This is a genomic window from Mycolicibacter minnesotensis (assembly GCF_010731755.1).
Classification (GTDB): domain Bacteria; phylum Actinomycetota; class Actinomycetes; order Mycobacteriales; family Mycobacteriaceae; genus Mycobacterium; species Mycobacterium minnesotense.
In genome coordinates this window covers 3249312-3272538 of record NZ_AP022589.1, presented here as the reverse complement: position 1 = coordinate 3272538, position 23227 = coordinate 3249312, and the positions used below count along the sequence as shown (strand labels likewise).

25 protein-coding genes and 2 tRNA genes are annotated in these 23227 nt (G+C 66.8%); 9 read left to right on the top strand and 18 right to left on the bottom strand.

From position 1 onward, the window contains the following. Nucleotides 1-43: 43 nt before the first annotated feature. From G6N09_RS15165 to clpX, 6 genes are all read right to left on the bottom strand, one after another. Nucleotides 44-1300 (bottom strand): saccharopine dehydrogenase family protein, encoded by a 1257-nt coding sequence (locus tag G6N09_RS15165; protein WP_083022244.1) that lies wholly within the window; start codon nt 1298-1300, stop codon nt 44-46. A gap of 93 nt (nt 1301-1393) precedes the next feature. After that, on the bottom strand, nt 1394-1717 hold the full coding sequence (locus G6N09_RS15160) for a transglycosylase family protein (protein WP_179959913.1): 324 nt from the start codon (nt 1715-1717) through the stop codon (nt 1394-1396). 844 nt (nt 1718-2561) lie between these two features. Continuing rightward, nucleotides 2562-3146, bottom strand: a complete 585-nt coding sequence (gene mobA / locus G6N09_RS15155; RefSeq protein ID WP_083022240.1) for a molybdenum cofactor guanylyltransferase — start codon at nt 3144-3146, stop codon at nt 2562-2564. Between the two features lie 4 nt (nt 3147-3150). Beyond that, complete coding sequence (locus G6N09_RS15150; RefSeq protein ID WP_083022238.1) at nt 3151-4236, bottom strand: 2-oxoacid:ferredoxin oxidoreductase subunit beta; 1086 nt, start codon at nt 4234-4236, stop codon at nt 3151-3153. Further along, nucleotides 4233-6173, bottom strand: coding sequence for a 2-oxoacid:acceptor oxidoreductase subunit alpha (locus G6N09_RS15145; protein WP_083022237.1), 1941 nt, complete (start codon nt 6171-6173; stop codon nt 4233-4235). The genes G6N09_RS15150 and G6N09_RS15145 overlap by 4 nt, the downstream gene beginning before the upstream one ends. Before the next feature lie 288 nt (nt 6174-6461). After that, the gene (gene clpX / locus G6N09_RS15140) at nt 6462-7745 is read right to left on the bottom strand and encodes an ATP-dependent Clp protease ATP-binding subunit ClpX (RefSeq protein WP_083022235.1); all 1284 of its coding nucleotides are present in this window, start codon (nt 7743-7745) and stop codon (nt 6462-6464) included. A 295-nt stretch (nt 7746-8040) separates the two neighbouring features. Between clpX and mmuM the strand changes: the two genes are divergently transcribed. Further along, nucleotides 8041-8895: a homocysteine S-methyltransferase gene (mmuM, locus tag G6N09_RS15135; protein ID WP_234806870.1), complete on the top strand. Its 855-nt coding sequence runs from the start codon at nt 8041-8043 to the stop codon at nt 8893-8895. 54 nt (nt 8896-8949) lie between these two features. On the opposite strand, the gene clpP2 is transcribed toward mmuM, so the two are convergent. The 4 genes from clpP2 to G6N09_RS15115 form a co-directional block, all read right to left on the bottom strand. Further along, nucleotides 8950-9597: an ATP-dependent CLP protease proteolytic subunit ClpP2 gene (gene clpP2, locus G6N09_RS15130; protein ID WP_083022233.1), complete on the bottom strand. Its 648-nt coding sequence runs from the start codon at nt 9595-9597 to the stop codon at nt 8950-8952. Continuing rightward, nucleotides 9594-10172 (bottom strand): ATP-dependent CLP protease proteolytic subunit ClpP1, encoded by a 579-nt coding sequence (gene clpP1, locus G6N09_RS15125; protein ID WP_046187628.1) that lies wholly within the window; start codon nt 10170-10172, stop codon nt 9594-9596. Before clpP1 ends, clpP2 begins: the two co-directional genes overlap by 4 nt. A gap of 106 nt (nt 10173-10278) precedes the next feature. After that, complete coding sequence (tig, locus tag G6N09_RS15120) at nt 10279-11715, bottom strand: trigger factor (RefSeq protein ID WP_083022232.1); 1437 nt, start codon at nt 11713-11715, stop codon at nt 10279-10281. A 57-nt stretch (nt 11716-11772) separates the two neighbouring features. Next, nucleotides 11773-11849: transfer RNA gene (locus G6N09_RS15115), tRNA-Pro, on the bottom strand. Nucleotides 11850-11986: 137 nt separating this feature from the next. On the opposite strand from G6N09_RS15115, the gene G6N09_RS15110 reads away from it, so the two are divergent. Further along, nucleotides 11987-12060, top strand: a tRNA-Gly gene (locus G6N09_RS15110). Between the two features lie 219 nt (nt 12061-12279). Continuing rightward, on the top strand, nt 12280-13503 hold the full coding sequence (locus G6N09_RS15105) for a serine hydrolase domain-containing protein (RefSeq protein ID WP_083022230.1): 1224 nt from the start codon (nt 12280-12282) through the stop codon (nt 13501-13503). Here G6N09_RS15105 and G6N09_RS15100 read toward each other — a convergent pair. From G6N09_RS15100 to G6N09_RS15085, 4 genes are all read right to left on the bottom strand, one after another. After that, entirely contained in the window at nt 13491-14306 is an 816-nt protein-coding gene (locus G6N09_RS15100) for an Fpg/Nei family DNA glycosylase (RefSeq protein WP_083022228.1), read from the bottom strand. The two genes, G6N09_RS15105 and G6N09_RS15100, sit on opposite strands and share 13 nt — an antisense overlap. Nucleotides 14307-14328: 22 nt before the next feature. Beyond that, on the bottom strand, nt 14329-14808 hold the full coding sequence (locus tag G6N09_RS15095) for a ribose-5-phosphate isomerase (protein WP_083022226.1): 480 nt from the start codon (nt 14806-14808) through the stop codon (nt 14329-14331). Nucleotides 14809-14850: 42 nt separating this feature from the next. Then, the gene (locus G6N09_RS15090) at nt 14851-15462 is read right to left on the bottom strand and encodes a DsbA family oxidoreductase (protein WP_083022225.1); all 612 of its coding nucleotides are present in this window, start codon (nt 15460-15462) and stop codon (nt 14851-14853) included. 79 nt (nt 15463-15541) lie between these two features. After that, a complete protein-coding gene (locus G6N09_RS15085; protein WP_083022223.1) occupies nt 15542-15922 on the bottom strand; it encodes a DUF1304 domain-containing protein in 381 nt (126 codons plus the stop codon). Between the two features lie 60 nt (nt 15923-15982). Here G6N09_RS15085 and pepN point away from each other — a divergent pair, with 60 nt between their 5' ends. Continuing rightward, the gene (gene pepN, locus G6N09_RS15080; protein WP_083022221.1) at nt 15983-18547 is read left to right on the top strand and encodes an aminopeptidase N; all 2565 of its coding nucleotides are present in this window, start codon (nt 15983-15985) and stop codon (nt 18545-18547) included. Here pepN and G6N09_RS15075 read toward each other — a convergent pair whose 3' ends face one another. Genes G6N09_RS15075 through ctaJ form a run of 3 tightly spaced genes read right to left on the bottom strand, consistent with a single transcriptional unit; the run spans nt 18548 to nt 20009 of the window. Continuing rightward, entirely contained in the window at nt 18548-19291 is a 744-nt protein-coding gene (locus tag G6N09_RS15075) for a hypothetical protein (protein WP_234806855.1), read from the bottom strand. Between the two features lie 39 nt (nt 19292-19330). Next, nucleotides 19331-19798, bottom strand: coding sequence for a DUF5130 family protein (locus G6N09_RS15070; protein WP_083022219.1), 468 nt, complete (start codon nt 19796-19798; stop codon nt 19331-19333). Then, nucleotides 19785-20009 (bottom strand): aa3-type cytochrome oxidase subunit CtaJ, encoded by a 225-nt coding sequence (ctaJ, locus tag G6N09_RS15065; protein ID WP_407662696.1) that lies wholly within the window; start codon nt 20007-20009, stop codon nt 19785-19787. Before ctaJ ends, G6N09_RS15070 begins: the two co-directional genes overlap by 14 nt. 223 nt (nt 20010-20232) lie before the next feature. On the opposite strand from ctaJ, the gene G6N09_RS15060 reads away from it, so the two are divergent. The 5 genes from G6N09_RS15060 to G6N09_RS15040 all read left to right on the top strand — a co-directional run bounded on the left by G6N09_RS15060 (nt 20233) and on the right by G6N09_RS15040 (nt 22579). After that, complete coding sequence (locus tag G6N09_RS15060; RefSeq protein WP_083022216.1) at nt 20233-20562, top strand: hypothetical protein; 330 nt, start codon at nt 20233-20235, stop codon at nt 20560-20562. Beyond that, entirely contained in the window at nt 20562-20771 is a 210-nt protein-coding gene (locus G6N09_RS15055; RefSeq protein ID WP_163752825.1) for an MOSC domain-containing protein, read from the top strand. The genes G6N09_RS15060 and G6N09_RS15055 overlap by 1 nt, the downstream gene beginning before the upstream one ends. After that, nucleotides 20768-21187, top strand: a complete 420-nt coding sequence (locus G6N09_RS15050; RefSeq protein ID WP_163752823.1) for a RidA family protein — start codon at nt 20768-20770, stop codon at nt 21185-21187. Before G6N09_RS15055 ends, G6N09_RS15050 begins: the two co-directional genes overlap by 4 nt. Nucleotides 21188-21189: 2 nt before the next feature. Further along, nucleotides 21190-22110, top strand: coding sequence for a carbon-nitrogen hydrolase family protein (locus G6N09_RS15045; RefSeq protein ID WP_083022483.1), 921 nt, complete (start codon nt 21190-21192; stop codon nt 22108-22110). Between the two features lie 61 nt (nt 22111-22171). Further along, entirely contained in the window at nt 22172-22579 is a 408-nt protein-coding gene (locus G6N09_RS15040; protein WP_083022484.1) for a hypothetical protein, read from the top strand. Here G6N09_RS15040 and G6N09_RS15035 read toward each other — a convergent pair. Beyond that, nucleotides 22576-23214 (bottom strand): HNH endonuclease, encoded by a 639-nt coding sequence (locus G6N09_RS15035; protein WP_083022212.1) that lies wholly within the window; start codon nt 23212-23214, stop codon nt 22576-22578. The two genes, G6N09_RS15040 and G6N09_RS15035, sit on opposite strands and share 4 nt — an antisense overlap. Nucleotides 23215-23227 lie beyond the last annotated feature (13 nt).

Genomic DNA, 23227 nt, shown 5'->3' with positions numbered 1-23227 from the left:
TAGCCGAAAGATCTGTGACCGGCACCGGCGAATTTCGCCACGGTCAGTGCAGCCGGGTGACCTCGAGTGTCACGCCCGCCGCAGGCAGCCTGGCCAGCAGTACGTCGCCCATCGCGGCCGCCGGAGTGAGCACACCGTAGCGATCGGGCAGGGCGTCTCGGTCCAGCGCCAGCGCCAGCGCGCTCTCGCCCAGAAGCACCGAGGTGGCTTGATAGCCGGGGTCACCCTGCTGCGCCATCTCCACGCGGTAGCGTGCTCCGCCGCTCGTCGTGGTGTAGGTCTCGATGCGGTAGTAGCCGTTCTCGCGGCGGCTTTGGCTGGGTCCGGTTCCCGGTTTAGGCAAGATCCGTTCGAGTAGCGCGGGCGGCACCAGCCGCACGAGGTGCCCCCCGACGGCGAAGCTCGCCTTGCTCAACCCGGTCGCCAACCCGGCCAGAGCAGGTGCGGCGGCTGACGAGCCGCAGCTCAGGTGCTCGGCGTAGCGGAAACGGCGACCGTAGGCCCAGCCCAGCAGGCCGTTGCTACGGCGCACGATCCGGGTGTTGACGGGCGCCATAGCGAAACCGGCCGTCCAGATGCCGTCCAGTTCCGCCGCGATATCGCCGCCCCGCCGCCAGGACAGATCGGGCTCGGAACCCAAACGAGGTTCGGCGCGCCGATCGGAGCTCAGTGTGTGGGGATCGCGAAGCTGTCGCTGAGCCTGCGGGTCTCCGGCGGTAGTGCCCAGGAACTCCACCATCGAGGCGAGCGTGCCACCGGATGCCCCGCCGGAGGCTCCCCGCACCACAAGGTCGGTGTCGAGCAACTCGCCCGTGCCGTCATCGTGGGCCGCCCGATACAGGGCATACACGCTGATGTCCGACGGGATGGAGTCGAAGCCGCAGCCATGCACGATCCGGGCCTGGCTGGCGGCGGCCTGCTCGTGGTAGCGGTCGATGCTCTCCCGCACGAACAGCGTCTCCCCGGTGAGGTCGACGTAATCGGTGCCGGCCGCGGCGCAGGCTGCCACCAAGGGCATGCCATAGCGGGTGTAGGGGCCGACGGTGGTGATGACTACTCGGGTACGGGCCGCCATCGCATCCAGCGTGGCGGGTTGGTCTGCCTCGGCTACCACGATCGGCCAATCTCGGGCGGCAGCGCCGAGTTGGTCGCGGACCGCGCGCAACCGCGCCGCAGACCGGCCCGCCAATCCGATTCGGGCGCCGCCGCCGGCCCGAGCCAGGTACTGAGCGGTCAGCTTCCCCGCGAATCCGGTGACGCCATAGAGGATGACGTCGAGCTCACGTGAGGTGTCGGACACCTGCCCGACGCTACTCGGCGGCTGAGACTCGTTTCGATGACGACGGTGCCGGGCTGCTCGCCCGGCACCGTCGTCCTAGAACTGGGGTGATGGTCAGCCGCGACGGCCGCACACCGGCCAGGCGCCGATGCCCTGGCTGCGCAGAACGTTCTCGGCAACCCGGATCTGCTCGGAACGGCTGGCGTTGTGCGGCATGCCGCTGCCACCGTTGGCGCGCCAGGTTCCCGAGTTGAACTGCAGGCCGCCGTAGTAGCCGTTGCCGGTGTTGATCGACCAGTTGCCGCCCGACTCGCAGGCCGCGATGGCGTCCCAGTTGACGCTGTCAGCTCTGGCGGTGGCCTCGGACAGCGCGATCGCGCCGGTGACGAGGGCGCCGGCGACCGCCGCCAAGGTGAGGGGCTTGCGGACGTTCTTCAACATCGTTCCTTTCGCAGCGCGCGCGCCGAATGCGCCCACAGCTGTGGGTCGGCATGCCTGGGTTCCAGGCGGGGAATGGTCTTCGAGGCGTGCCGTCTAGGTCAGGCACGACAGCGGGGGCAGGTGTGCCCGCCGGGGTGACACCCAGCACCGCGGTGGCGTTTGAGGGGCCGCCCGCGGCCCCGCTCACACGCGGTTCCGTCGATTCAATTTGTTTGCCCTGTATTAGGGCGAATGGAACTTACGAAACATTCATACGACAAGTCCAACCGCATGGCGTGAATATCTCGTCCAGATAACGAAACAATCACGTTGCCGCAGAGTTTCATTCTTGCAGGTCAGCAGGCAGTTTGATCCACCACTTGGCCGAAGACCGCCCGAACACGGCCGTGAGTCAGATCACGAGGTTTTTGTGGCCTGGACCACCATAAATGAGGAGTCGGGGCGTCTGTTTAACGCCGATACCATCGAAAATCAGTGGCTACAGGTGCCCCAGTAGCAACTTTCGTCCCAATACTCGCAGCTCACAGCGCCAGGAACGTTCGAACCGGCCTCGACGGGGAGAAACACCCGCGGCCCCCAGGGCCCGCATGAGATTGGCCATGAACAAGCAGCGCCACCGCCCGAGCCGCGTACCAGCACCATTAGCCAGTAGGCCTCAACCAATCCCCTTGCGCTACAACCCTTTCCAACCCCACGCCACCACTGTCCCGTCGCACCCATTGCCCGTGATACTGATATTTTTTGCATCTCGCGCAGATAATATGACGATTTATTTTCGGCAGTCGTAGATCCGCTTGGCGAGGTCTCTATGGCCCCACAATCGAATTTGCTGTCCTGCGAATCAGAGCAACCCGTTGATATCGTCGACCGAGTTGAGATTGGCCAAGGGGGATGCGTCGGTGAACATGACGCGCCGGACGCTGCCCCTGTCGACCAGGGCGCCCACGCGTCGTTCCCCCGCCGCAACCATGGCCTCGACAACGTCGGCCAAGGCGGTGCGATAGACCCCCGCCAGATAGTGGTCACGCCCTGCGGTCGGCAACACGATGTCGGCCTCGGACTCGCTCGACTCCGTGCCCAACTCGTCGATCAGGTCCGGTGTCAGAAAAGGCATGTCGACCGCACAGACAAAGGCGCGAAGAGCACCGTGGAGCGCCGCAGCGCGCAACCCCAGCCCGATGGCTGGCAATGGGCCCAGCCCGGGGACCTCGTCACGCAGCACGTGTGCCGCCAGGTCGGGCAGCTGCTGCCCTTGGGCCGCCACCACGAAGACCGGATCGCAACGCTGCGCCACCACCGACACAAGATGTTGCACCAGGCTCAAGCCGGCGAAGCGGCCCGGCACGGTCAGCGTGGCCTTATCGCGGCCCATCCGGCGCGATGCGCCGCCGGCCAGCACGACACCGGCCAACCGACCGGCTGTCATGGCGTCAGTCGACGGACCAGGTGTCGCGGCCACGCAACAGCGACTGGAGTGCCGCGGTGTCGTTGGGGGTCGACTGCCGGGCCTCGGCCACCTGCGCGCGTGCCAGGTCGTCGTAGGTGGGCTTGGTGACCTTGCGGAAGATACCCATCGGGAAGTGCGACAGATCCTGCTCAGAGAGCCGCGACAGCGCGAAGGCATACGAGGAGTCGGCCTGGGTGGCGTCGTGCACCACGATCTGCTCGGCCGAGACATCGGCGGTCTTGGCGACCTCGAGCCCGAAACCGGACCTGACGACGCAGTGCTCCCCCTCCGCACCGAACACGATGCGCTCACCGTGCCGGACATTGATAATGCGGCTGTCCGCTCCGTCCTTGCGCAGCAGGTCGAAGGAGCCGTCGTTGAACACCGGGCAGTCCTGCAGGATCTCCACCAGCGCCGAACCGCGGTGCTCCATCGCCCCTTGCAGGACCTCGGTGAGGCCCTTGCGGTCGGAGTCCAAGGCACGACCGACGAACGTCGCCTCGGCGCCGAGGGCCAGCGAGATCGGGTTGAACGGATTGTCCAGCGACCCGAAGGGCGTCGACTTGGTGACCTTGCCGGTCTCCGACGTCGGCGAGTACTGGCCCTTGGTCAGGCCATAGATCCGGTTGTTGAACAGCAGGATGGTGATGTTGACGTTGCGTCGCAGCGTGTGAATCAGGTGGTTGCCGCCGATCGACAGCGCGTCGCCGTCACCGGTGATCAGGAACACCTTCAGGTCTTCGCGGGCGGTCGCCAGGCCGGTGGCGAATGTCGGGCCACGACCGTGGATCGAGTGCACCCCGTAGGTGTTCATGTAGTACGGGAACCGGCTCGAGCAGCCGATACCGCTGACGAACACCACGTTCTCCCGACGCAGCCCCAGCTCGGGAAGGAAGCCCCGGATCGTGTTGAGGATGACGTAGTCACCGCAGCCCGGGCACCACCGCACCTCCTGGTCGGAGGTGTAGTCCTTGGCCTTCTGCGGCTCGTCGGTGGTGGGCACCCCGCTCAGCGAGGTCAGCCCCAGGTCGAGACCGACGAGCGTGTCTGCTGATTCGGTGGTGGTCATGAGTTCGCTCCCGCTGTGCCCGCAATGGTGACCGCCGCGGCCCTGGCCAGCGACGCCTTCTCGTTCTCCCGATCGGCCAGCGTGCCGGCCAGCGCGTCGTCGATGATTCCCTCGATCTCATCGGCCAGGAACGCCTGGCCGGTCACCTTCGTGACCGACTGGATGTCAACCAGGTAGCGACCGCGCAGCAGCAGTGCCAGCTGGCCGAGGTTCATCTCCGGCAGCACCACCTTGGGGTAGCGGCGCAGCACCTCACCCAGGTTGGCCGGCAGCGGATTGAGGTTGCGCAGGTGAGCCTGAGCGACCTTGATGCCGCTGCGCCGGACCCGCCGGCAGGCCTCGGCGATCGGACCGTAGGAGCTACCCCAGCCCAGCATCAGCAGCTCGGCGTCCCCAGACGGGTCGTCGACGACTAGGTCGGGCACCTCGATGCCGTCGACCTTGGCCTGCCGCAACCGCACCATCAGGTCGTGGTTAGCCGGCTCGTAGGAGATCGCCCCGGAGCCGTTGGCCTTCTCCAGCCCACCGATCCGGTGTTCCAGGCCAGGGGTGCCGGGGATGGCGAACTGCCGAGCCAACGTCTCCGGGTCGCGCGCGTACGGGGCGAAGTCCTCGCCGGCCTTGGCCAGGTTCTGCTCGATCGGCTCCATTGAGGCCACGTCCGGGATGCGCCACGGCTCGGAACCGTTGGCGATCGCGCCGTCGGAGAGCAGCACCACCGGGGTGCGGTAAGTCACCGCGATCCGAACGGCCTCGACGGCCGCGTCGAAACAGTCCGACGGCGTGCAGGGAGCCAGCACCGCAACCGGCGACTCACCATTGCGCCCATAGAGGGCCTGCATCAGGTCGGCCTGCTCGGTCTTGGTGGGCAGGCCGGTGGACGGGCCGCCGCGCTGGACGTTGATCAGCAGCAGCGGCAGCTCGGTCATCACAGCCAGGCCCAGCGCCTCGGCCTTGAGCGCCAAACCGGGACCGGAGGTGCTGGTGACACCCAGTGCACCACCGTAGGAGGCGCCAATAGCCGCGCCGATACCGGCGATCTCGTCTTCGGCCTGGAAGGTGAGCACATTGAAGTTCTTGTACTTGGACAGCTCGTGCAGGATGTCCGAGGCCGGGGTGATCGGGTAGGTCCCCAGCACCACTTGGGTGTTGGCCAGCTGGCCGGCGACGATCACGCCGTAGGCCATCGCGGTGTTGCCCGAGATCTGGCGGTACTCACCGGCAGGCAACTTGGCCGGGGCGATCTCATAGGTGGTGCCGAAGGCCTCGGTGGTCTCGCCGTAGTTCCAGCCCGCCTTGAGCGCCAGTACGTTGGCGTCGGCCACGTCGGGCTTCTTGGCGAACTTCTCCTTGATGAAGCGCTCACTGCTCGCCAGCTCGCGGCCATACATCCACGACAGCAGGCCGAGGGCGAACATGTTCTTGGCGCGCGCCCCGTCCTTCTTGGTCGCGCCGATCGCCTCCACCGCACCCAGTGTCAGAGACGTCATGGCGACCGGAACCACAACGTAGTCGGAGAGTTCTTCGGTCTCCAGCGGATTGGTGTCGTAGCCGATCTTGGCGAGGTTGCGCTTGGTGAACTCGTCGGAATTGACGATCACCATTCCACCGCGCGGCAGGTCACCGATGTTGGCCTTGAGCGCCGCCGGGTTCATCGCCACCAACACGTCGGGGCGGTCGCCGGCGGTGAGGATGTCAAAGTCGGCGATCTGGATCTGGAAGGACGAGACGCCCGGCAGGGTGCCCTGAGGTGCGCGGATCTCGGCAGGGTAGTTCGGCTGGGTGGCGAGGTCATTGCCGAACAGGGCCGCTTCAGAGGTGAAGCGATCGCCGGTGAGCTGCATGCCGTCGCCGGAGTCACCGGCGAACCGGATGACGACCTTCTCGAGTTTTTGGCGTCCGGGTGCCGACCCGACTCCGTTACCGCTCGGCCCCACGGCCCCGCCTTCCCTCACTGTCGGACTCGGGCCCGCACAGCACTGCTGGCGCACCCCAAAAATTTTTCTGTCACTGGCAGTACCGATTATTGCACCGCTCTTATAGACCATACGACGCCACACCGGGTCAGAAATGGGCTTACTCAGTGTTAAATGTCGATGTCACACCGGGGTTCACGGGCAAGTTGACGCGCAATTGTGGTTTTCATCACGCTTGCCCGCCGACCAAGTCTAAGAAAGCGCGGTACTGGCGAGTAACTTTGCTCGGCACGCCGAGCGCCGTCCCGATCAGGCGCTCTTGTCGCGCCGCTCGCCGCGTGACGCCTTGCGCGGCACGATGGTCGGCAGCACGTTGTCCTGCACGGTCTCCTTGGTCACCACGACCTTGGCGACATCGTTGCGGCTGGGGATGTCATACATCACCGGCAGCAGGACTTCTTCCATGATCGCCCGCAGCCCGCGCGCACCGGTACCACGGTGGATGGCCTGTTCCGCGATGGCCTCCAACGCATCCTGGCTGAACTCCAGTTCCACCCCGTCCATCTCGAACAAGCGGGTGTACTGCTTGACGAGCGCGTTCTTGGGCTCAGACAGGATCTTGACCAGCGACTCCATGTCCAGGTTGGTCACCGAGGCCACCACCGGCAGCCGGCCGATGAACTCGGGGATCAGCCCGAACTTGATCAGGTCCTCGGGCATGACCTCAGCGAAGTGGTCGGTGGTGTCGATCTCGGCCTTGGACCGGACCTCGGCACCGAAGCCCAAGCCCCGCTTGCCCACGCGGTCCGAAACGATCTTCTCCAGTCCGGCGAATGCTCCGGCCACGATGAACAGCACATTGGTGGTGTCGATCTGGATGAATTCCTGGTGCGGGTGCTTACGGCCGCCCTGCGGGGGAACCGAGGCCTGGGTCCCTTCCAGGATCTTCAGCAGCGCCTGCTGGACACCCTCGCCGGAGACGTCGCGGGTGATGGACGGGTTTTCGCTCTTGCGGGCGATCTTGTCGACCTCATCGATGTAGACGATGCCGGTCTCGGCACGCTTGACGTCGTAGTCGGCCGCCTGAATCAGCTTGAGCAGAATGTTCTCGACGTCCTCGCCGACATAGCCCGCTTCCGTCAGCGCGGTGGCGTCGGCGATCGCGAACGGGACATTGAGCATCTTGGCCAGCGTTTGGGCCAGGTAGGTCTTGCCGCAGCCGGTGGGCCCCAACATCAAGATGTTGGACTTGGTCAGCTCGATCGACTCCCCGGAGCGGGAATCCCGACTCTTTTCGCCGGCCTGGATGCGCTTGTAGTGGTTGTAGACCGCCACCGCCAACGTCCGCTTGGCCGTGTCCTGGCCGATGACGTAGCCCTCGAGGAACTCCCGGATCTCAGCGGGCTTGGGCAGTTCATCGAGCTTGACGTCGTCGGCGTCAGCGAGTTCCTCTTCGATGATCTCGTTGCACAGGTCGATGCACTCGTCGCAGATGTAGACGCCCGGACCTGCGATGAGCTTCTTCACCTGCTTCTGGCTCTTGCCGCAGAACGAACACTTCAGCAAGTCCCCGCCGTCTCCAATGCGCGCCATAGTGCGTTAGGACCTACTTCCTGTTCGCCGTCTGTCGTTCGAGGTGCCGGTGTTCTGCTCCGACGCTACCCGTTAGTTCCGGTGCGAGGCGACCGATAAGGCCGAATCGCGTCGTTGGTATTCATCACTGGCCCCGCCTGCTGCTCCAAGAACATATCGCCCGAGGCGCCCCACCCGGGGTGTGACGCGCTGGCGTGGCGTAAGCGTTTCGGGGGTGTTACCCGGATGTGAGACAGCCGGGGCCTTCCGCCCTACAGTGGCCACTGTGGGGTTCACCGTGCCCGACGATACCGTGCTGGTCGCCGATGGGGGCCTGGCGACGGAGCTGGAAGCCCGTGGGGCCGACCTGTCCGACCCGCTGTGGTCGGCCCGGCTTCTCATCGAGGCTCCCCACGAGATCGAAGCTGTCCATCGCGCGTTCTTCGCCGCAGGCGCGCAGTTTGCGACCACCGCCAGCTATCAGGCGAGCTTCGAGGGCTTCTCGGCTCGCGGCGTCGACGCCGGCACCGCCGAGGCGCTGTTGCAGCGCAGTGTGCACTTGGCCCGCGCCGCCACCGGCGGCGCCGGGCAGCGCTGGGTTGCGGCATCGATCGGACCCTACGGCGCGGCCCGCGTAGACAGCTCGGAATACGTTGGCCGATATGGGCTTTCGGTGGCCCAGTTGGCGGCGTGGCACCAGCGCAGGCTAGAGGTGCTGGCCAGCGCCGGCGCCGATCTGCTCGCGTTGGAGACGGTGCCGGACCTCGACGAGGCGGAAGCCTTGGTGGGTCTGGTCCGCGCCGCGGACGTGCCGGCCTGGCTCTGCTACACGATCGACGGCACCGCGACCCGCGCCGGTCAGTCACTCGAAGAGGCCTTCGCGGTGGCCTCCGGAGTGCCACAGATCGTCGCCGTAGGAGTCAACTGCTGTGCCCCGTCCGATGTCCTGCCGGCGATCGAGATCGCCCGCGCGGTCACCGGGAAGCCGGTGATCGTCTACCCCAACAGTGGTGAGCACTGGACTTGCGGGGGTTGGAACGGACCTGCCCGGTTCTCCCCCACACTGGTGCCGGCCTGGATAGCCGCGGGGGCACGCATCGTGGGTGGCTGCTGCCGGGTCGGCCCGGCCGATATCGCCGGAGTGGCCGCCGCCGTGCACGAACAAACGTGAGGGCCCCCTAGCGCGGTGCGACTAGGGGGCCCTCACGTCTGCTCGGCGGAAGAACTATGCGGTCTGTGCCGACAGCTTCCGGTACTCCAGCACGGTGTCGATGATCCCGTACTCCTTGGCCTCGGCCGCGGTGAGGATCTTGTCGCGGTCGGTGTCCTTGCGGACCTGCTCGGCGTCCCTACCGGTGTGACGAGCCAGAGTGGACTCCATCAGGGTCCGCATGCGCTCGATCTCGGCCGCCTGGATCTCCAGGTCGGAGAACTGCCCCTGGATCACCCCGGACAGCGACGGCTGGTGGATCAGCACCCGGGCGTTGGGCAGCGCCATGCGCTTGCCCGGCGTACCCGCGGCCAGCAGCACCGCCGCCGCCGAGGCGGCCTGGCCCAGGCAGACCGTCTGGATGTCGGCCCGCACGTACTGCATGGTGTCGTAGATCGCCATCAACGAGGTGAAGGAGCCACCCGGGGAGTTGATGTACATGGTGATATCGCGGTCCGGGTCCAGCGACTCCAGCACCAGCAACTGGGCCATGATGTCGTTGGCCGAGGCATCGTCTACCTGAACGCCCAGGAAGATGATCCGCTCTTCGAACAGCTTGTTGTACGGGTTGGACTCTTTGACGCCCCAGCTGGAGTGCTCGACGAACGACGGCAGGATGTAACGAGCCTGCGGAGCGATGGCACGCAAGGTTTCGGGGTTCATGATGCATCTCCGTTCACGTGGGCACGGGTGATGATGTGGTCGACGAAGCCGTACTCGAGCGCTTCGGCGGCGGTGAACCAGCGGTCCCGGTCGGAGTCAGCCTCGATACGTTCGATGGTCTGACCCGTGAACTCGGCGTTGAGCCGGAACATCTCCTTCTTGATGACCGCGAACTGCTCGGCCTGGATGGCAATGTCGGCAGCGCTGCCGGTCACCCCACCCAACGGCTGGTGCATCAGGATCCGCGCGTGCGGCAGGGCGTAACGCTTGCCCTTGGTGCCCGCGGCGAGCAGGAACTCGCCCATCGAGGCCGCCATCCCCATCGCGTACGTGGCGACGTCACACGGCGCCAGCACCATGGTGTCGTAGATCGCCATGCCGGCACTGATCGAGCCACCCGGGGAGTTGATGTAGAGCGAGATGTCCTTGGTCGGGTCCTCGGCGGCCAAGAGCAGGATCTGAGCGCACAGCCGGTTGGCGATGTCGTCGTCCACCTGCGACCCCAGGAAGATGATGCGTTCTCGCAGTAGGCGCTCGTATACGGAGTCGACGAGATTCAGACCGGGCTGGCTCACAGTGGGGTACCTGCTTTCTCGAGATTCATCTGCCGAGACATGTTTAAGACACTAACCAACCAGCGCGGCCGAGGGCGGTCCGAACCGGCTTCGTTCGCTTACAGCGTCACTCGTCAGAAGATGCCTCGGCCGCGTCGGCCTCTTCGGCCTCATCGGCTTCTTCCGCGGCGGCCAGGGCCTCGGCGGCCTCTTGCGCGGCGTCGTCGTCCGCCGCGTCGTCAGTGTCGGAGCCGAAGAACTCCGCGGTGTCGATCTCCTTGCCCGTGGTGTCGGTGACCTCGGCGGCACGCACCGCTGCGGCCAGCGACATGCCGCGGCGCACGTCGGCGAGCACGGCGGGCAGCTGCTTGTTCTCCTGCAGGAACTGAATCAGCTGCTGCGGCGGGACACCGTACTGACGCGCCATCAGCACCAGGTGCTGGGTGAGGTCGTTCTGCCCCACCTTGATGTCCAGCTCGTCGGCCAGCGCGTCGAGCAGCAGCTGGGTCTTGACCGACTTCTCGGCCTCGCTGCGGGTCTCGGCGTCGAACTCAGCCCGCGAAGATCCCTTCTCGGCCAGCGACTCGGCGAACTTGTTCTCGTCGTGGTCCAGGCCGTGCAGGGCGTTGTGCAGTGCGTTGTCGATGTGGGCCTGCACCACGGCCTCGGGCAGCGGCATCTCGACCTGCTCAACCAGCGTCTCCAAGGTCACCTCACGGACCTTTTCGGCCTGCTGAATGCGCTTGGTGCGGCTCACCTGCTCGACGAGGTTCTCCCGCAGTTCACCGATGGTGTCGTACTCGCTGGCCAGCTGGGCGAACTCGTCATCGGCTTCGGGCAGCTCGCGCTCCTTGACCGACTGGACCACCACGGTGACCTCAGCGTCCTTGCCGGCCTGCGGGCCGGCCGCCAGCTTGGTGGTGAAGGTCTTGCTCTCGCCCGCCGACAGGCCGACGATCGCGTCGTCCAGTCCCTCGATGAGCTGACCCGATCCGACCTCGTGCGACAGGCCCTCGGTGGCCGCCCCCTCGACCGTCTCGCCGTCGATGGTGGCGTCCAGGTCGATCGAGACGAAGTCACCCTTGGCGGCCGGGCGGTCGACACCGGTCAGGGTGCCGAAGCGGGCGCGCAGCGAGTCGAGCTCGGCGTCGACCTCGGCGTCGTCGACCTCGATGGGATCCACCGCGATCTTGAGCTGCGCCAAGTCGGGCAGCGTGATCTCCGGCCGCACGTCGACCTCGGCGGTGAAGGCGATGTTCTCACCGTCTTCGAGCTTGGTGACCTCGATGTCAGGCTGACCCAGCGGCTTGAGGTCCGAGCTCGTGACCGCCTCGGTGTAGCGGCTCGGCAGCGCCTCATTGACCACCTGCTGCAACACCGCGGCACGACCGAAGCGGGCCTCGATGAGCTTGGCCGGAGCCTTGCCCGGCCGGAAGCCCGGCACCCGCACCTGCTTCGCCAACTCCTTGTAGGTCCGCTCGAAGTCCGGCTTAAGCTCGGTGAACGGCACCTCAACGTTGATGCGAACCCGGGTCGGGGTCAGCTGCTCGACGGTGCTCTTCACGGGTGTACTCCTCGATATCGTTGACGTGGTCGGTCGTGCCGGTGCGGCGCGCGCTGCTGGTCGGGGTGACAGGATTTGAACCTGCGGCCTTCCGCTCCCAAAGCGGATGCGCTACCAAGCTGCGCTACACCCCGCACTGACCAGGCGATCCTACGGCCCGGCAGATGTGCGATCACAAATGACCTACTGTCAACGCCCCACGAAGCCAAAGCGGCGGGGCAATTGGATTTCGAGTCCGCCGCGCCGGTACAGTCTCGCTCTAGCTGTTCATGCGGGCGTAGCTCAATGGTAGAGCCCTAGTCTTCCAAACTAGCTACGCGGGTTCGATTCCCGTCGCCCGCTCCATCAAGACCTGCGTGGTGTCCGCCGACATGCTGTTCGGCGGACACCGCCAGGGGGGGTATCCCCATCTCACCGTTTCCAAGCCAACGCCGCCGCACACCGCGGCCGGGGCCTGCTGTACTCCCATGACGCCGCGGACTTATCCTTCCAAGCAAAGCTGCGCGGGTCAGATCGCCCCGTCGCCCCCGCGGAAGGGGATTCTCCCTAGCAGGAAGGCACGCCATGGGCGGCACACGGCACGTCCAGATCCATGGGACGTGCTCTCCACGGTTCGCGAAGGTGCGCGAGGAGTTCGAACGTAACTTCACCGAGCGCGACGAACTCGGCGCGGCAGTCGCGGCCTATGTCGACGGCGAACTCGTGGTCAATCTCTGGGCCGGCACCGCCGACGCCGAGGGCCAACGCCCGTGGCAAGAAGACACGCTGAGCACCGTATTGTCCGGCAGCAAAGGCCTGACCAGCACCTGCGTCCACCGGCTGGCCGAGGCCGGCGAGCTGGACCTGCGGATTCCGGTGGCCCACTACTGGCCGGAGTTCGGCCGGGCCGGCAAGGGCGACATCTCCCTGGCGATGGTGCTGGCGCACCGCTCCGGAGCTATCGGGCCACGCGAGCCGATGCACTGGCGCGACGTGACCGACTGGGACCTGGTCTGCGAGCGCCTTGCCGCCGCCGAACCGTGGTGGCGTCCGGGCTCCGGGCAGGGCTACCACATGACCACCTACGGCTTCATCATCGGCGAGGTCGTCAAGCGGGTCACCGGCGGGACGGTGGGCGACTATCTGCGCAATGAGGTGGCCGGGCCGCTCGGCGCCGAAGTGCACATCGGCGTGCCGGCCGACCAGCAGCCCCACCGCTGCGCCGACCCGGTCGGCAAGCCGACGATCCGGGAGATGCTCGCCTCGGCCGGAGCACCCAAGCGTCCGACATCCCTGGACGACCATTCCAAGGCCGGGCTGGCAGTGGCGATGGGCTTCGCCCCCGACGACGAGATCGCCACCAACGACCTGTCGCTGTGGCGGCAACTGGAGTTCCCCGGCACCAACGCGCAGGTTTCCGCCCTGGGTATGGCCACGTTCTACAACGCGCTGGTGCAGGAGAAACTGCTCAGTAGAGCCGCTATGGACCGTCTGCGGGTGCTGCAGGGCGGGACCGAGACCGATCTGGTGCTCGGGCCCCGAGTCGCCGAGCACGGCTGGGGCATGGGCTACATGCTCAACGCGCAGGGCGTCAACGGGCCCAATCGGCGCATCTTCGGCCACGGCGGACTTGGCGGGTCGTTTGCCTTCGCCGATCTGGAGCAACGGATCGGCTATGGCTACGTGATGAACCGGTTCGACCACACTCAGGCCAATGCCGACCCCCGCAGTGTGGTGTTGTCCAACGAGATCTACCGGGCGCTCGGCGTGGCGCTGCGGCCGCGTCGCGAAACCTTCTACGACGACTGACCGCCCTGGCAGGCTGGGCACCAGAACATGTTGCGGCCCTCCAGTTCCGCGGTGCGCACGGCGGTCCCACACACTCGGCACGGGTCGCCCGCCCGGCGGTAGACGTAGGTGCGCGGTTTGCCGGTCGCGTACGCCGGCGCCCCGTGATCGTCCTCCGGGCGGACCACCACGATGCTGCCGCTCCGCAGTCCGATCTTCATCAGCGACACCAGATCAGCCCAGATCGCCGCGAACTGCGCTTCGTCGATCTCGGTGCCGGCCCGGTAGGGCTCGATCCGGTGCCTAAACAGCACTTCGCTGCGGTAGACATTGCCCACTCCGGCCAGCACCGACTGATCCATCAGCAACGCGGCAATGCTTTTACGGGACTTGGCGATTCGCCTGTACGCCGACGCCGGATCAGCGTCGGCTCGCAGCGGGTCGGGGCCCAGCCGCGCGATCACGCCGGCGACCTGCGCCTCATCGACCACGTCGCAGGCGGCCGGCCCGCGCAGATCGGTGCCGTACTGCGCACCCACCATGCGCATCCGGACCTGGCCGACCGGCTCAGGCAGACCGCCGTCGGGGAGCGCGAACTCGGTGAAGTGGCCGTAGATCCCCAAATGGACGTGAACGATGGGCCCACCGGAATAGTGGTGGAACAGATGCTTGCCCCACGCCTCGGCCCGCAGCAGTGGCCGCCCACTGACCACGGCGGCACCGGACTCGAAGCGCCCTTGCGGGCTGCAGACCGCTACCGGCGCCCCGGCGAAGCGGCGCTGATGCAGCCGGGCCAGCCGGTGCAGGATGTGCCCCTCCGGCATGTCCGGCCGGCCTGAACCCGCGTCAGGCCGGGGCGCCCGGCACCGCGGGTGCCTCGTGGTTGCGTTCGTAGGCCGCCAGGATGTCGATGCGCCGCTGGTGACGCTCCGCCTGCGACCACGGGGTGCTCAGGAAAGCGTCGACGATCGCGAGCGCTTGCGCGCTGGAGTGCATCCGGCCACCGATCCCGATCAGCTGGGCGTTGTTGTGTTCCCGTGCCAACTGCGCGGTTTCGGTGCTCCAGGCCAGCGCACAACGCGCCCCCGGAACCTTGTTGGCTGCGATCTGCTCGCCGTTGCCGGACCCGCCGATCACGATTCCGAGGCTGTCCGGGTCGGCCACCGTGCGGGCCGCCGCCGCGATGCAGAACGCTGGGTAGTCGTCCTCGGCGTCGTAGCTGAAGGCCCCGCAGTCGACTGGCTCATGGCCGGTCTTCTTCAGGTGCTCGACGATTTGTTCTTTGAGTTCATAGCCGGCGTGATCGCAGCCGAGGTAGACGCGCATGGCGCCATTGTCTCAGACCCGGTCTGCTCCCCCGGCCGGCCGTCAGTCGAATACGGGAGCCTCGTCCCGCGAACGCTTGAGTTCGAAGAAGTGCGGGTAGGACGCGAAGGTCACCGACGCGTCCCACAGCTGCCCGGCCTGCTCGCCGCGCGGAATCCGGGACAGCACCGGCCCGAAGAACGCCACCCCGTTGACGTGGATCGTCGGGGTCCCGACGTCTTTGCCGACGGCGTCCATCCCGGCATGATGGCTGGCACGCAGCGCCTCGTCGTAGGCATCGGTTGTGGCGGCCTCGGCCAGTTCGGCAGGCAGGCCCACCTCGGCCAGCGCACCGGCGATCACGTCGGGGAAGTCCTTGTTGTCCTGGTTGTGGATCCGGGTTCCCATCGCGGTGTACAGCGGGCGCAGGATCTCGTTGCCGCGCAGCTGCTCGGCGGCGATCGCCACCCGCACCGGCCCCCACGCGCTCTTCATGCGTTCCCGGTACTGCTCGGGCAGGTCGTCGCGCCCCTCATTGAGCACGGCCAGGCTCATCACGTGGAAGCTGACGTCGATGTCGCGGACCTTCTCGACTTCCAGGATCCAGCGAGAGGTGATCCAGCACCACGGGCACAGCGGATCGAACCAGAATTCGGCGCGCGACTTCACGGGCATGGGCGATCCTCTCGGCCAAGGGCGGACATCTCTGAAGCGATCAACGCAGCGCGGAGCACATCTATGCCCGCTGGCCCGATTACAGGCTCAGCGCCAGCAAGATGACCGCGACCGCCGGGAAGGCACCCTGTGTGAGTGCGGCGCGGGCCTTGTCAGGTGACGACAGCAGCAGTACCAGGGCCGCAGCCAGCATCGACCCCACCCCGGCGAAGATCAACGCGAGCCCAACAGTGTTGTGGTCCAAGGCAACCGCAGCGATACCGACGACGGTGACAATGGCCAGGAACAGGTTGTAGAACCCTTGGTTGAAGGCCAGCGCCTTGGTCGTTTCGGCCTCTTCGGCGGTGGTACCGAACACCGCTCGGGTCCGAGGCGAAGTCCAGCTCAGCGACTCCAGCATGAAGATATAGACGTGCAGGACTGCGGCCAACGCGGCGAAGATCAAACCAGCGACATCCATGGCCTCATTAAACTCGGTCTGGCGCCCGCCCGCAGCGTCTGGCGGCTACTGTAGGCGGACGTGGCACTTCCTAACCTCACCCGCGACCAGGCCGCCGAACGGGCCGCGTTGGTCACCGTCGTCAACTACCGGATCGCGCTGGACCTGACCGATGGCGCCGGCAAACCGGGCGAGCGCACCTTTCGCTCCACCACCACCGTCACCTTCGACGCACTGGCCGGCAGCGACACCGTCATCGACATCGCCGCCGAGACGATTCACCGCGCCACTCTCAACGGCCGCGCCCTCGACGTCTCGGCCTACGACGAGTCGACCGGAGTCGCACTGACCGGTCTAGCCGAGCACAACGTCGTCGAGATCGACGCCCAGTGCCACTACTCCAACACCGGCGAAGGTCTCCACCGCTTCGTCGACCCGGTCGACGACGAGGTTTACCTGTACTCGCAGTTCGAAACCGCCGACGCCAAGCGGATGTTCGCCTGCTTCGACCAGCCAGACCTCAAGGCCACCTTCGACATCACCGTCACCGCGCCGTCGCACTGGCAGGTGGTCTCCAACGGTGCCACCGCGGCGGTAGACGAGGGAGTGCACACCTTCGCCACCACGCCGAAGATGAGCACGTATCTGGTGGCGCTGATCGCCGGGCCCTATGCGCGGTGGGACGACGTCTATCGCGACGAGCACGGCGAGATCGACCTGGGCCTGTTCTGCCGGGCATCACTGGCCGAGCACATGGACGCCGAGCGGCTGTTTACCGAGACCAAGCAGGGATTCGGCTTCTACCACAACAACTTCGGCGTGCCTTACGCGTTCGGCAAGTACGACCAGCTGTTCGTGCCGGAGTTCAACGCCGGAGCCATGGAGAATGCCGGAGCGGTGACGTTCCTGGAGGACTATGTTTTTCGCAGCAAGGTGACTCGGGCGTCCTACGAACGGCGCGCCGAGACCGTGCTGCATGAGATGGCGCACATGTGGTTCGGCGACCTAGTCACCATGCGCTGGTGGGACGACCTGTGGCTCAATGAGTCGTTCGCGACGTTCGCCTCGGTGCTGTGCCAGAGCGAGGCGACTGAGTACACCAGCGCCTGGACCACGTTTGCGAACGCGGAGAAGTCGTGGGCTTACCGCCAAGACCAGCTGCCGTCGACACACCCGATCGCCGCGGACATCGGTGACCTGGCCGCCGTGGAGGTCAACTTCGACGGGATCACCTACGCCAAGGGCGCCTCGGTGCTCAAGCAGCTGGTGGCCTATGTCGGTCTGGACCATTTCTTGGCCGGCCTGCGCGACTACTTCACTGCGCACGCCTTTGACAACGCCACCTTCGACGACTTGCTGACAGCCCTGGAAAAGGCGTCCGGCCGGGATCTGTCGGACTGGGGGCGGCAGTGGCTGAAGACCACCGGCCTGAACACCCTGCGGGCCGACTTCGATGTCGACGGTGACGGTCAGTTCACGCGGTTCGCGGTGACTCAAAGCGGTGCCGCCCCCGGCGCCGGTGAGACCCGGGTGCACCGGCTGGCCATCGGCATCTATGACGATGACCCCACCGGGTCCGGCCGGTTGGTGCGGGTGCACCGTGAGGAGCTGGACATCGACGGGCCCAGCACGGCGGTACCTGGCCTGGTCGGGGTTACCCGCGGAAAGCTGATCCTGGTCAATGACGACGACCTGACCTACTGCGCTCTGCGACTGGACCCGCAGTCGTTGGCGGCCGCGACGGAACGCATCGCCGATATCGCCGAGTCGTTGCCGCGCACCCTGGTGTGGTCGGCGGCCTGGGAGATGACCCGCGAGGCCGAGCTGCGCGCCCGGGACTTCCTGGCGCTGGTGCAGCGCGGCATCGGCGCCGAAACCGAGGTCGGCGTCGCCTCGCGGCTGTTGCTGCAGGCGCAGACCGCGCTGGGGGCCTATGCAGATCCGGTCTGGGCCGCCGAGCAGGGTTGGCCGGCTTTCGCCGACCGGCTACTGGAGCTGGCCCGCGAGGCCGATCCCGGTTCCGATCACCAGCTGGCCTATGTCAACGCGTTGTGTACTTCCGTGCTCGCCGAGCGGCATGCCACGGTGCTGGGCGCGCTGCTGGACACGGACCCGGCCACCCAGGGGTTGGCGGGTCTGGCCGTCGACACCGACCTGCGCTGGCGGATCGTGGTTGCGCTGGCCCGCTCCGGCGCGCTGGACTCTGCGGCTATCGACTCCGAGATCGATCGTGACCCGACCGCGGCCGGCCGACGCCATGGCGCCCAGGCTTCGGCAGCCCGCCCGCAGCCCGCTGTCAAGGAAGCGGCCTGGCAACAGGTGATCGAGGACGACACACTGGCCAACATCACCGGCCGGGCGATCATCGCCGGGATCGTGCAGCCCGGCCAGGGCGAACTGTTGGCACCGTTTACCGCGCGTTACTTCGAGTCGATCACCGGTGTGTGGGAGCGACGCTCCAGCGAAGTGGCACAGACTGTGGTGGTGGGCCTGTACCCCGGCTGGGATGTCAGCCAGGCCGGTTTGGACGCCGCCGATGCCTTCCTTGCCGATCCCGCGTTGCCTCCCGCCCTTCGGCGGTTGGTCACCGAGGGCAGGGCCGGGGTGGCCAGGTCGCTGCGGGCGCGCACCTTCGATACCGCCTGATCAGCGGTAACCCCCGTCACGCAGTCCGGCTTCTTCTTCGAAATTGTTGACACCGCCCAGGACTCGCGACCTGGCCTCTTCGGCGAGATAGCGCGCCGGCATCCGCATCGGGCCCAAGGCAGCCCACTGCTGGGCGTGGATCTCTTCGTGGTGCAGTAGGCAGGCCAGGTCCGGTCCGCCCTGGCCGAGGCGGCCGGATTCGATGATCTCGCGCACCCTGCGGGCCGGGTCGGAAATGCCTCGGGTGTTCACCAGGAACAGATCTCCCCACATGGTGCCGCCGCGATGGCTGAACGATCCGTGGACACGGTTGCCGCCCAGCACCATCAGCAACCCGTTCGGTGTCGTGGCCACCGTGCCCCCGGTGTTGCAGATGCCCCGGACCGCCGCGTAGCTCCAGCGATTCGCACGTTGGCGTTGCGTGATGCGGTGTACTTCGGCGCCGGTGTAGGGCGTCGCGGGAAAGTCGGTGCGGGTGCCGGGTCGGCCGTAGCCGGTGCCGGCGTTGAGGATGTAGGTCAGCAGCACCGCCTGGCGCGCTGCGTCACCGCCGGCTGTCCGCGGGATGACGAAGTAGCTCTTGCCGTCCGGGTCGGTGATCTGCTCCATGGCATCGAGCCGCCGGAAGCTGTCACGCGTGATGCGTTGCGCGCGAACGATGTCGGCTACCGCGTGCGGACCGGCACCATAGCGATCGATGTTGGCCAGCCAGGAGCGATGCGCCGGAGACGCGGGCGCGCTCACAGCCGCGGCCACCTGATCGTCCGGCGTTGCTACCAGCCGCTAGGCCGGGGTGACGCCGATGCTGATGATCTGCACCGCACTGACCAGGCCTTCGATGAGGTTGCCTTCGCGGAATGCCGCCGCTGCGGCGGCCACGCCCTGGGGTGCGGCTGCCGGTGCGATGCGGTTCGCAACGCCGGCGCCGTAGGCCACCTCGATGGCCTTCTGGTCCGGGGAGACCGCGATGAGCACCGCGTCGTTGGGGGTCGGCACCTTCGCCAGGATCTCGCGGGCCCGCGCGGCGGTGTCAGAGCCCAGGTCGCCGATGTAGGTGGCGAAGCGGGCACCAGTCGCCCGGGAGGCGTAGGTCAGTGCGTCGTCCAGCGCGGCCAGTTCCTTGACCGGGAAGGGGTAGTGCAACGAGGCTTCGCCGGGCTCGGTGACTCCGGAAATCCGACCACTGTTGGTGATCACCGAGCCGTACGGCAGGTCCGCCGGATCGATCGTCACAACGTCACCAGTTGCCACTGGCTCCACCCCCCACGCTGAACTCGGATTTGCCGTGGCCGTGTCCGCCGCCGATGGACTCATCGATCGCCGCCCAGAGAATCGGCGGGTGCGTCCACCGCTCGGACATCTGATAGACGGCCGCGCGCGGCCCCTTCTGCGTCAGAGTCCGCGCGGCGAGCAATGCGAACATTGCTACCGGGATGCCGATGAAGATGCCGAGGGTTTCCAACAGGCTCACGCCGTAGACGGTATCCCACGGCCTATGACGCGGTGCGAGAACCCGGCCCCATTACTCCCCCACCTCCGGTGCGATCAGCCCGCACCACTGGCTCAATCGGCCCCTTGCGCGTCATGAACCGCCGTCGCTAGGGTGACCGCCGTACCTTCGCACTGGCAGTCAGCGTGAGGAAGGGCTGCCTGGCCGACACCTGCCTGCCGATGCGGCCACGGAGTTGGTCTGGGACGCCACCACCGGGCTGCCCAAAGCCGGTGTCTACAGCCACACCACCACGAACGCCGATGGCGACGAAGTCTTGACCTACGGTCCGCTTCAGGCCCACAGGTTCTTCGACCTGACGCCCCTGCATTTCATCACTACCCCAACGATCGCCCACCTCCGCAGTCTGGAGCCCGCAGCCAATTTCAACCCGCGCCGCTACCGACCGACCATGGTCATCGACACACCCGCAACCGGCCTCGTCGAAGACGCCTGGCTCGGGGGCGACTCGGCATCGGCGGGGAATGTCTGGCCAGCGTCGATATGTGGACGCCGCGGTGCGTGATGTCCACGCTGGCGCACGGCAAGGACGTGCCTCTGGACCGGGCAACCCTGCGCACGATCGCCAAACACAACAGCAAACCCGTCCCGGATCTAGGCAGACTGGCGTGCGCTGGGGTGTACGCCAACATCATTGCAACAGGCCAAGTCCAGGTCGGCGACGTCGTCCGATTCGAACCGAAACCCCATCCAGCAGAGGAGAACACCGCATGATCCAGCGCCTCAACCCCGATGTCGGCAACTTGCCCTCGTCACTGTTGGACAGCTTGGGGATCTCCCAGCTCGTGGTCGCCCAGGGCATGGTTCATTGGTCAGGAATCATTGCCGCGGAAGCTGACTCAGAGGGCTTCCGTATACCGAACACCGACATGGCCGGCCAGCTGACATTGATCTTGGACAAGCTGGACGCCATGCTGGCCACCGTGGGCTCGGACCGGACGCGCATTGTCGCCATGACGATCTACAGCACCGCCATCGACGATCTGTCGATGGCGTTGGCGCAGGTCTACGCCCCATGGGCCGGCGAGCACCGGCCGGCGCTGACGTCGATCGGCGTAACGCGGCTCGGCCTACCCGAGGCATTGCTGGAGGTGCAGGGTTGTGCGCTGGTCCCGGAGCGGCAGCCATGACGGTGGTTCTGGCCGCGGCCGTCCAGTTGGAGGCCACCCTCGGAGACGTCCGGGCGAACCTGGCCGCGTGCGAGCGTCTCGCCGACGAGGCGGGCCGAGCCGGTGCACGCCTGATCGCGCTGCCGGAGTTCTTCACCACCGGAATCGGCTTTGAGCCGGCACTGGCCACCGCGGCGCTGGCACCGGACGGCGCGGCCACCGCGCTGCTGACCAGCCTGGCTCGTCGGCATCGGGCACTGGTCGGCGGTTCATTCCTGTGCCGCGATCTGGACGGCCATGTGCGCAACGCCTACCTGTTGGCCGATCCCAGCGGCGTGGTGGGTCGACACGACAAAGACCTACCGACGATGTGGGAGAACGCGTTCTACACCGGGGGTGACGACGACGGTGTGCTCACCGCGGGCGATCGCACCGTCGGCGCCGCGGTCTGCTGGGAGCTGATGCGCACTCAAACGGTGCGACGTCTACGTGGCCGAGTGGACGTAGCGATGACGGGATCGGGTTGGTGGTCGATTCCCCGGTGGCGGCCGCATCGACTGTTCGATCGGCTGGAACGTAGCAACGCCGCCACCGCCGGGCGCGCGGCGGCAACATTCGCCCGCTACATCGGCGCGCCGGTGGTGCACGCCGCCCACGCCGGCCCACTGACCTGCGCAATGCCGTGGCTACCGATGTCCTACCGCGGGCACTTCGAAGGATCCGCCCTCATCGCCGCCGCCGACGGCACCGTGATCGCCGAACGGCCCGCCGCCGCCGGCGAAGGAGTGGTGCTGGGCGAGATCACCCTGCAGCGTCGACCTGCCCTGCCCACACCGCACGGCTTCTGGCTGCACCCCCGCGGAGCCCTGCCCGCCGCGGTGTGGCACTACCAGCGCTGGCACGGGCGGCGCTGGTATCGGCGTAATACCCTGCAGAACAGCTAGAGGAGGCTTCATCGTGGAGTGGACCGGGAACGCACTGGGCACCGATACCTTGGCGACGCTGATGGCAGCTGGCCTGATATTCCTGCTCGCCCTGGGGCTGGGTGTGTGGAAATACCGCCAGATGGCCACCCGCCCGCAAGGGTGCGCCCATCCCTACGTCGACATCGCGCACCGCGCCGCGCTGCTGTATGCCTTCGCCACCTTGTTGGCCGCGGTCTTCGTCGAGCTGAGTGCCTGGCCGACCTGGGTGAACATGACCGCTGCCGCAGTGCTGGTGTTCTACTTCGTGGCCGCCATCGGCAGTTACATCGTGCACGGGGCCCGGCAGGACACCACCAACCAGTTCGAGCATCCCGGTGCGGCTCTACACGTCTCGATGGTGCTACTGATCGCCGGTGAGATGGGCGGCTTCGCGGTCCTGCTGGCCGGCTTCGTGGCCGGCTGGCTGCAGCGCGGGCAGCCGCTCTAAGCAGCCCCCTCGCCCAGATAGCGCATCCACACCGGGTCGAGGTCGTTGATCACCGCCAACAGCCGCCAATGCTGTCCCTTGGGCGAGGTGGGTACCAACCGCAGGGTCCAGCCGATCTCTGCGAGCAGTCGGTCGGCCTTGCGGTGGTTGCAGGTCGAGCAGGCCGCCACGCAGTTCTCCCAGGAGTGGTCACCACCGCGGCTGCGCGGGACCACGTGGTCGACGGTGTCGGCCTTGCCGCCGCAGTAGGCACAGCTGTGCTGGTCACGGTGCATGAGCGCGGCGCGGGTCAACGGGATGCGCGCCCGGTAGGGCACCCGGACATAGGTCCGCAGCCGGATCACCGAGGGCACCGGCACCGTTCGGGTCGCCGAGTGGATCACCGGGCCGGTCGGATCGTCATGCACCATGTCGGCCTTGCCGCAGATGAGCATGACCACGGCTCGCCGTAGCGGAAGTGCCGTCAGCGGCTCGAAGGTGGAGTTCAGCAGCAACACCCGCCGTCGAGTCCAGATCGACGCGGCCTCATTGCCGCTCGCCGACCCGGAAGCGACCGAGTGCAGGCATGGAGCGCTGGCAAGCCCGCTCAGGCTCGCCGGTGGGGCACCGGGGGTGCGGTGGCCCCGACGTTTCATATCCGGTCTTGAA

Coding starts and splice junctions, on each gene's coding strand:
- mobA (WP_083022240.1), bottom strand. CDS start 3,146: ATGACAGCCGGTCGGTTGGCCGGTGTCGTGCTGGCCGGCGGCGCATCG.
- G6N09_RS15150 (WP_083022238.1), bottom strand. CDS start 4,236: ATGACCACCACCGAATCAGCAGACACGCTCGTCGGTCTCGACCTGGGG.
- clpX (WP_083022235.1), bottom strand. CDS start 7,745: ATGGCGCGCATTGGAGACGGCGGGGACTTGCTGAAGTGTTCGTTCTGC.
- clpP2 (WP_083022233.1), bottom strand. CDS start 9,597: ATGAACCCCGAAACCTTGCGTGCCATCGCTCCGCAGGCTCGTTACATC.
- G6N09_RS15105 (WP_083022230.1), top strand. CDS start 12,280: ATGGGCGGCACACGGCACGTCCAGATCCATGGGACGTGCTCTCCACGG.
- G6N09_RS15100 (WP_083022228.1), bottom strand. CDS start 14,306: ATGCCGGAGGGGCACATCCTGCACCGGCTGGCCCGGCTGCATCAGCGC.
- G6N09_RS15095 (WP_083022226.1), bottom strand. CDS start 14,808: ATGCGCGTCTACCTCGGCTGCGATCACGCCGGCTATGAACTCAAAGAA.
- G6N09_RS15090 (WP_083022225.1), bottom strand. CDS start 15,462: ATGCCCGTGAAGTCGCGCGCCGAATTCTGGTTCGATCCGCTGTGCCCG.
- G6N09_RS15085 (WP_083022223.1), bottom strand. CDS start 15,922: ATGGATGTCGCTGGTTTGATCTTCGCCGCGTTGGCCGCAGTCCTGCAC.
- G6N09_RS15055 (WP_163752825.1), top strand. CDS start 20,562: ATGTCCACGCTGGCGCACGGCAAGGACGTGCCTCTGGACCGGGCAACC.
- G6N09_RS15050 (WP_163752823.1), top strand. CDS start 20,768: ATGATCCAGCGCCTCAACCCCGATGTCGGCAACTTGCCCTCGTCACTG.
- G6N09_RS15040 (WP_083022484.1), top strand. CDS start 22,172: ATGGCAGCTGGCCTGATATTCCTGCTCGCCCTGGGGCTGGGTGTGTGG.
- G6N09_RS15035 (WP_083022212.1), bottom strand. CDS start 23,214: ATGAAACGTCGGGGCCACCGCACCCCCGGTGCCCCACCGGCGAGCCTG.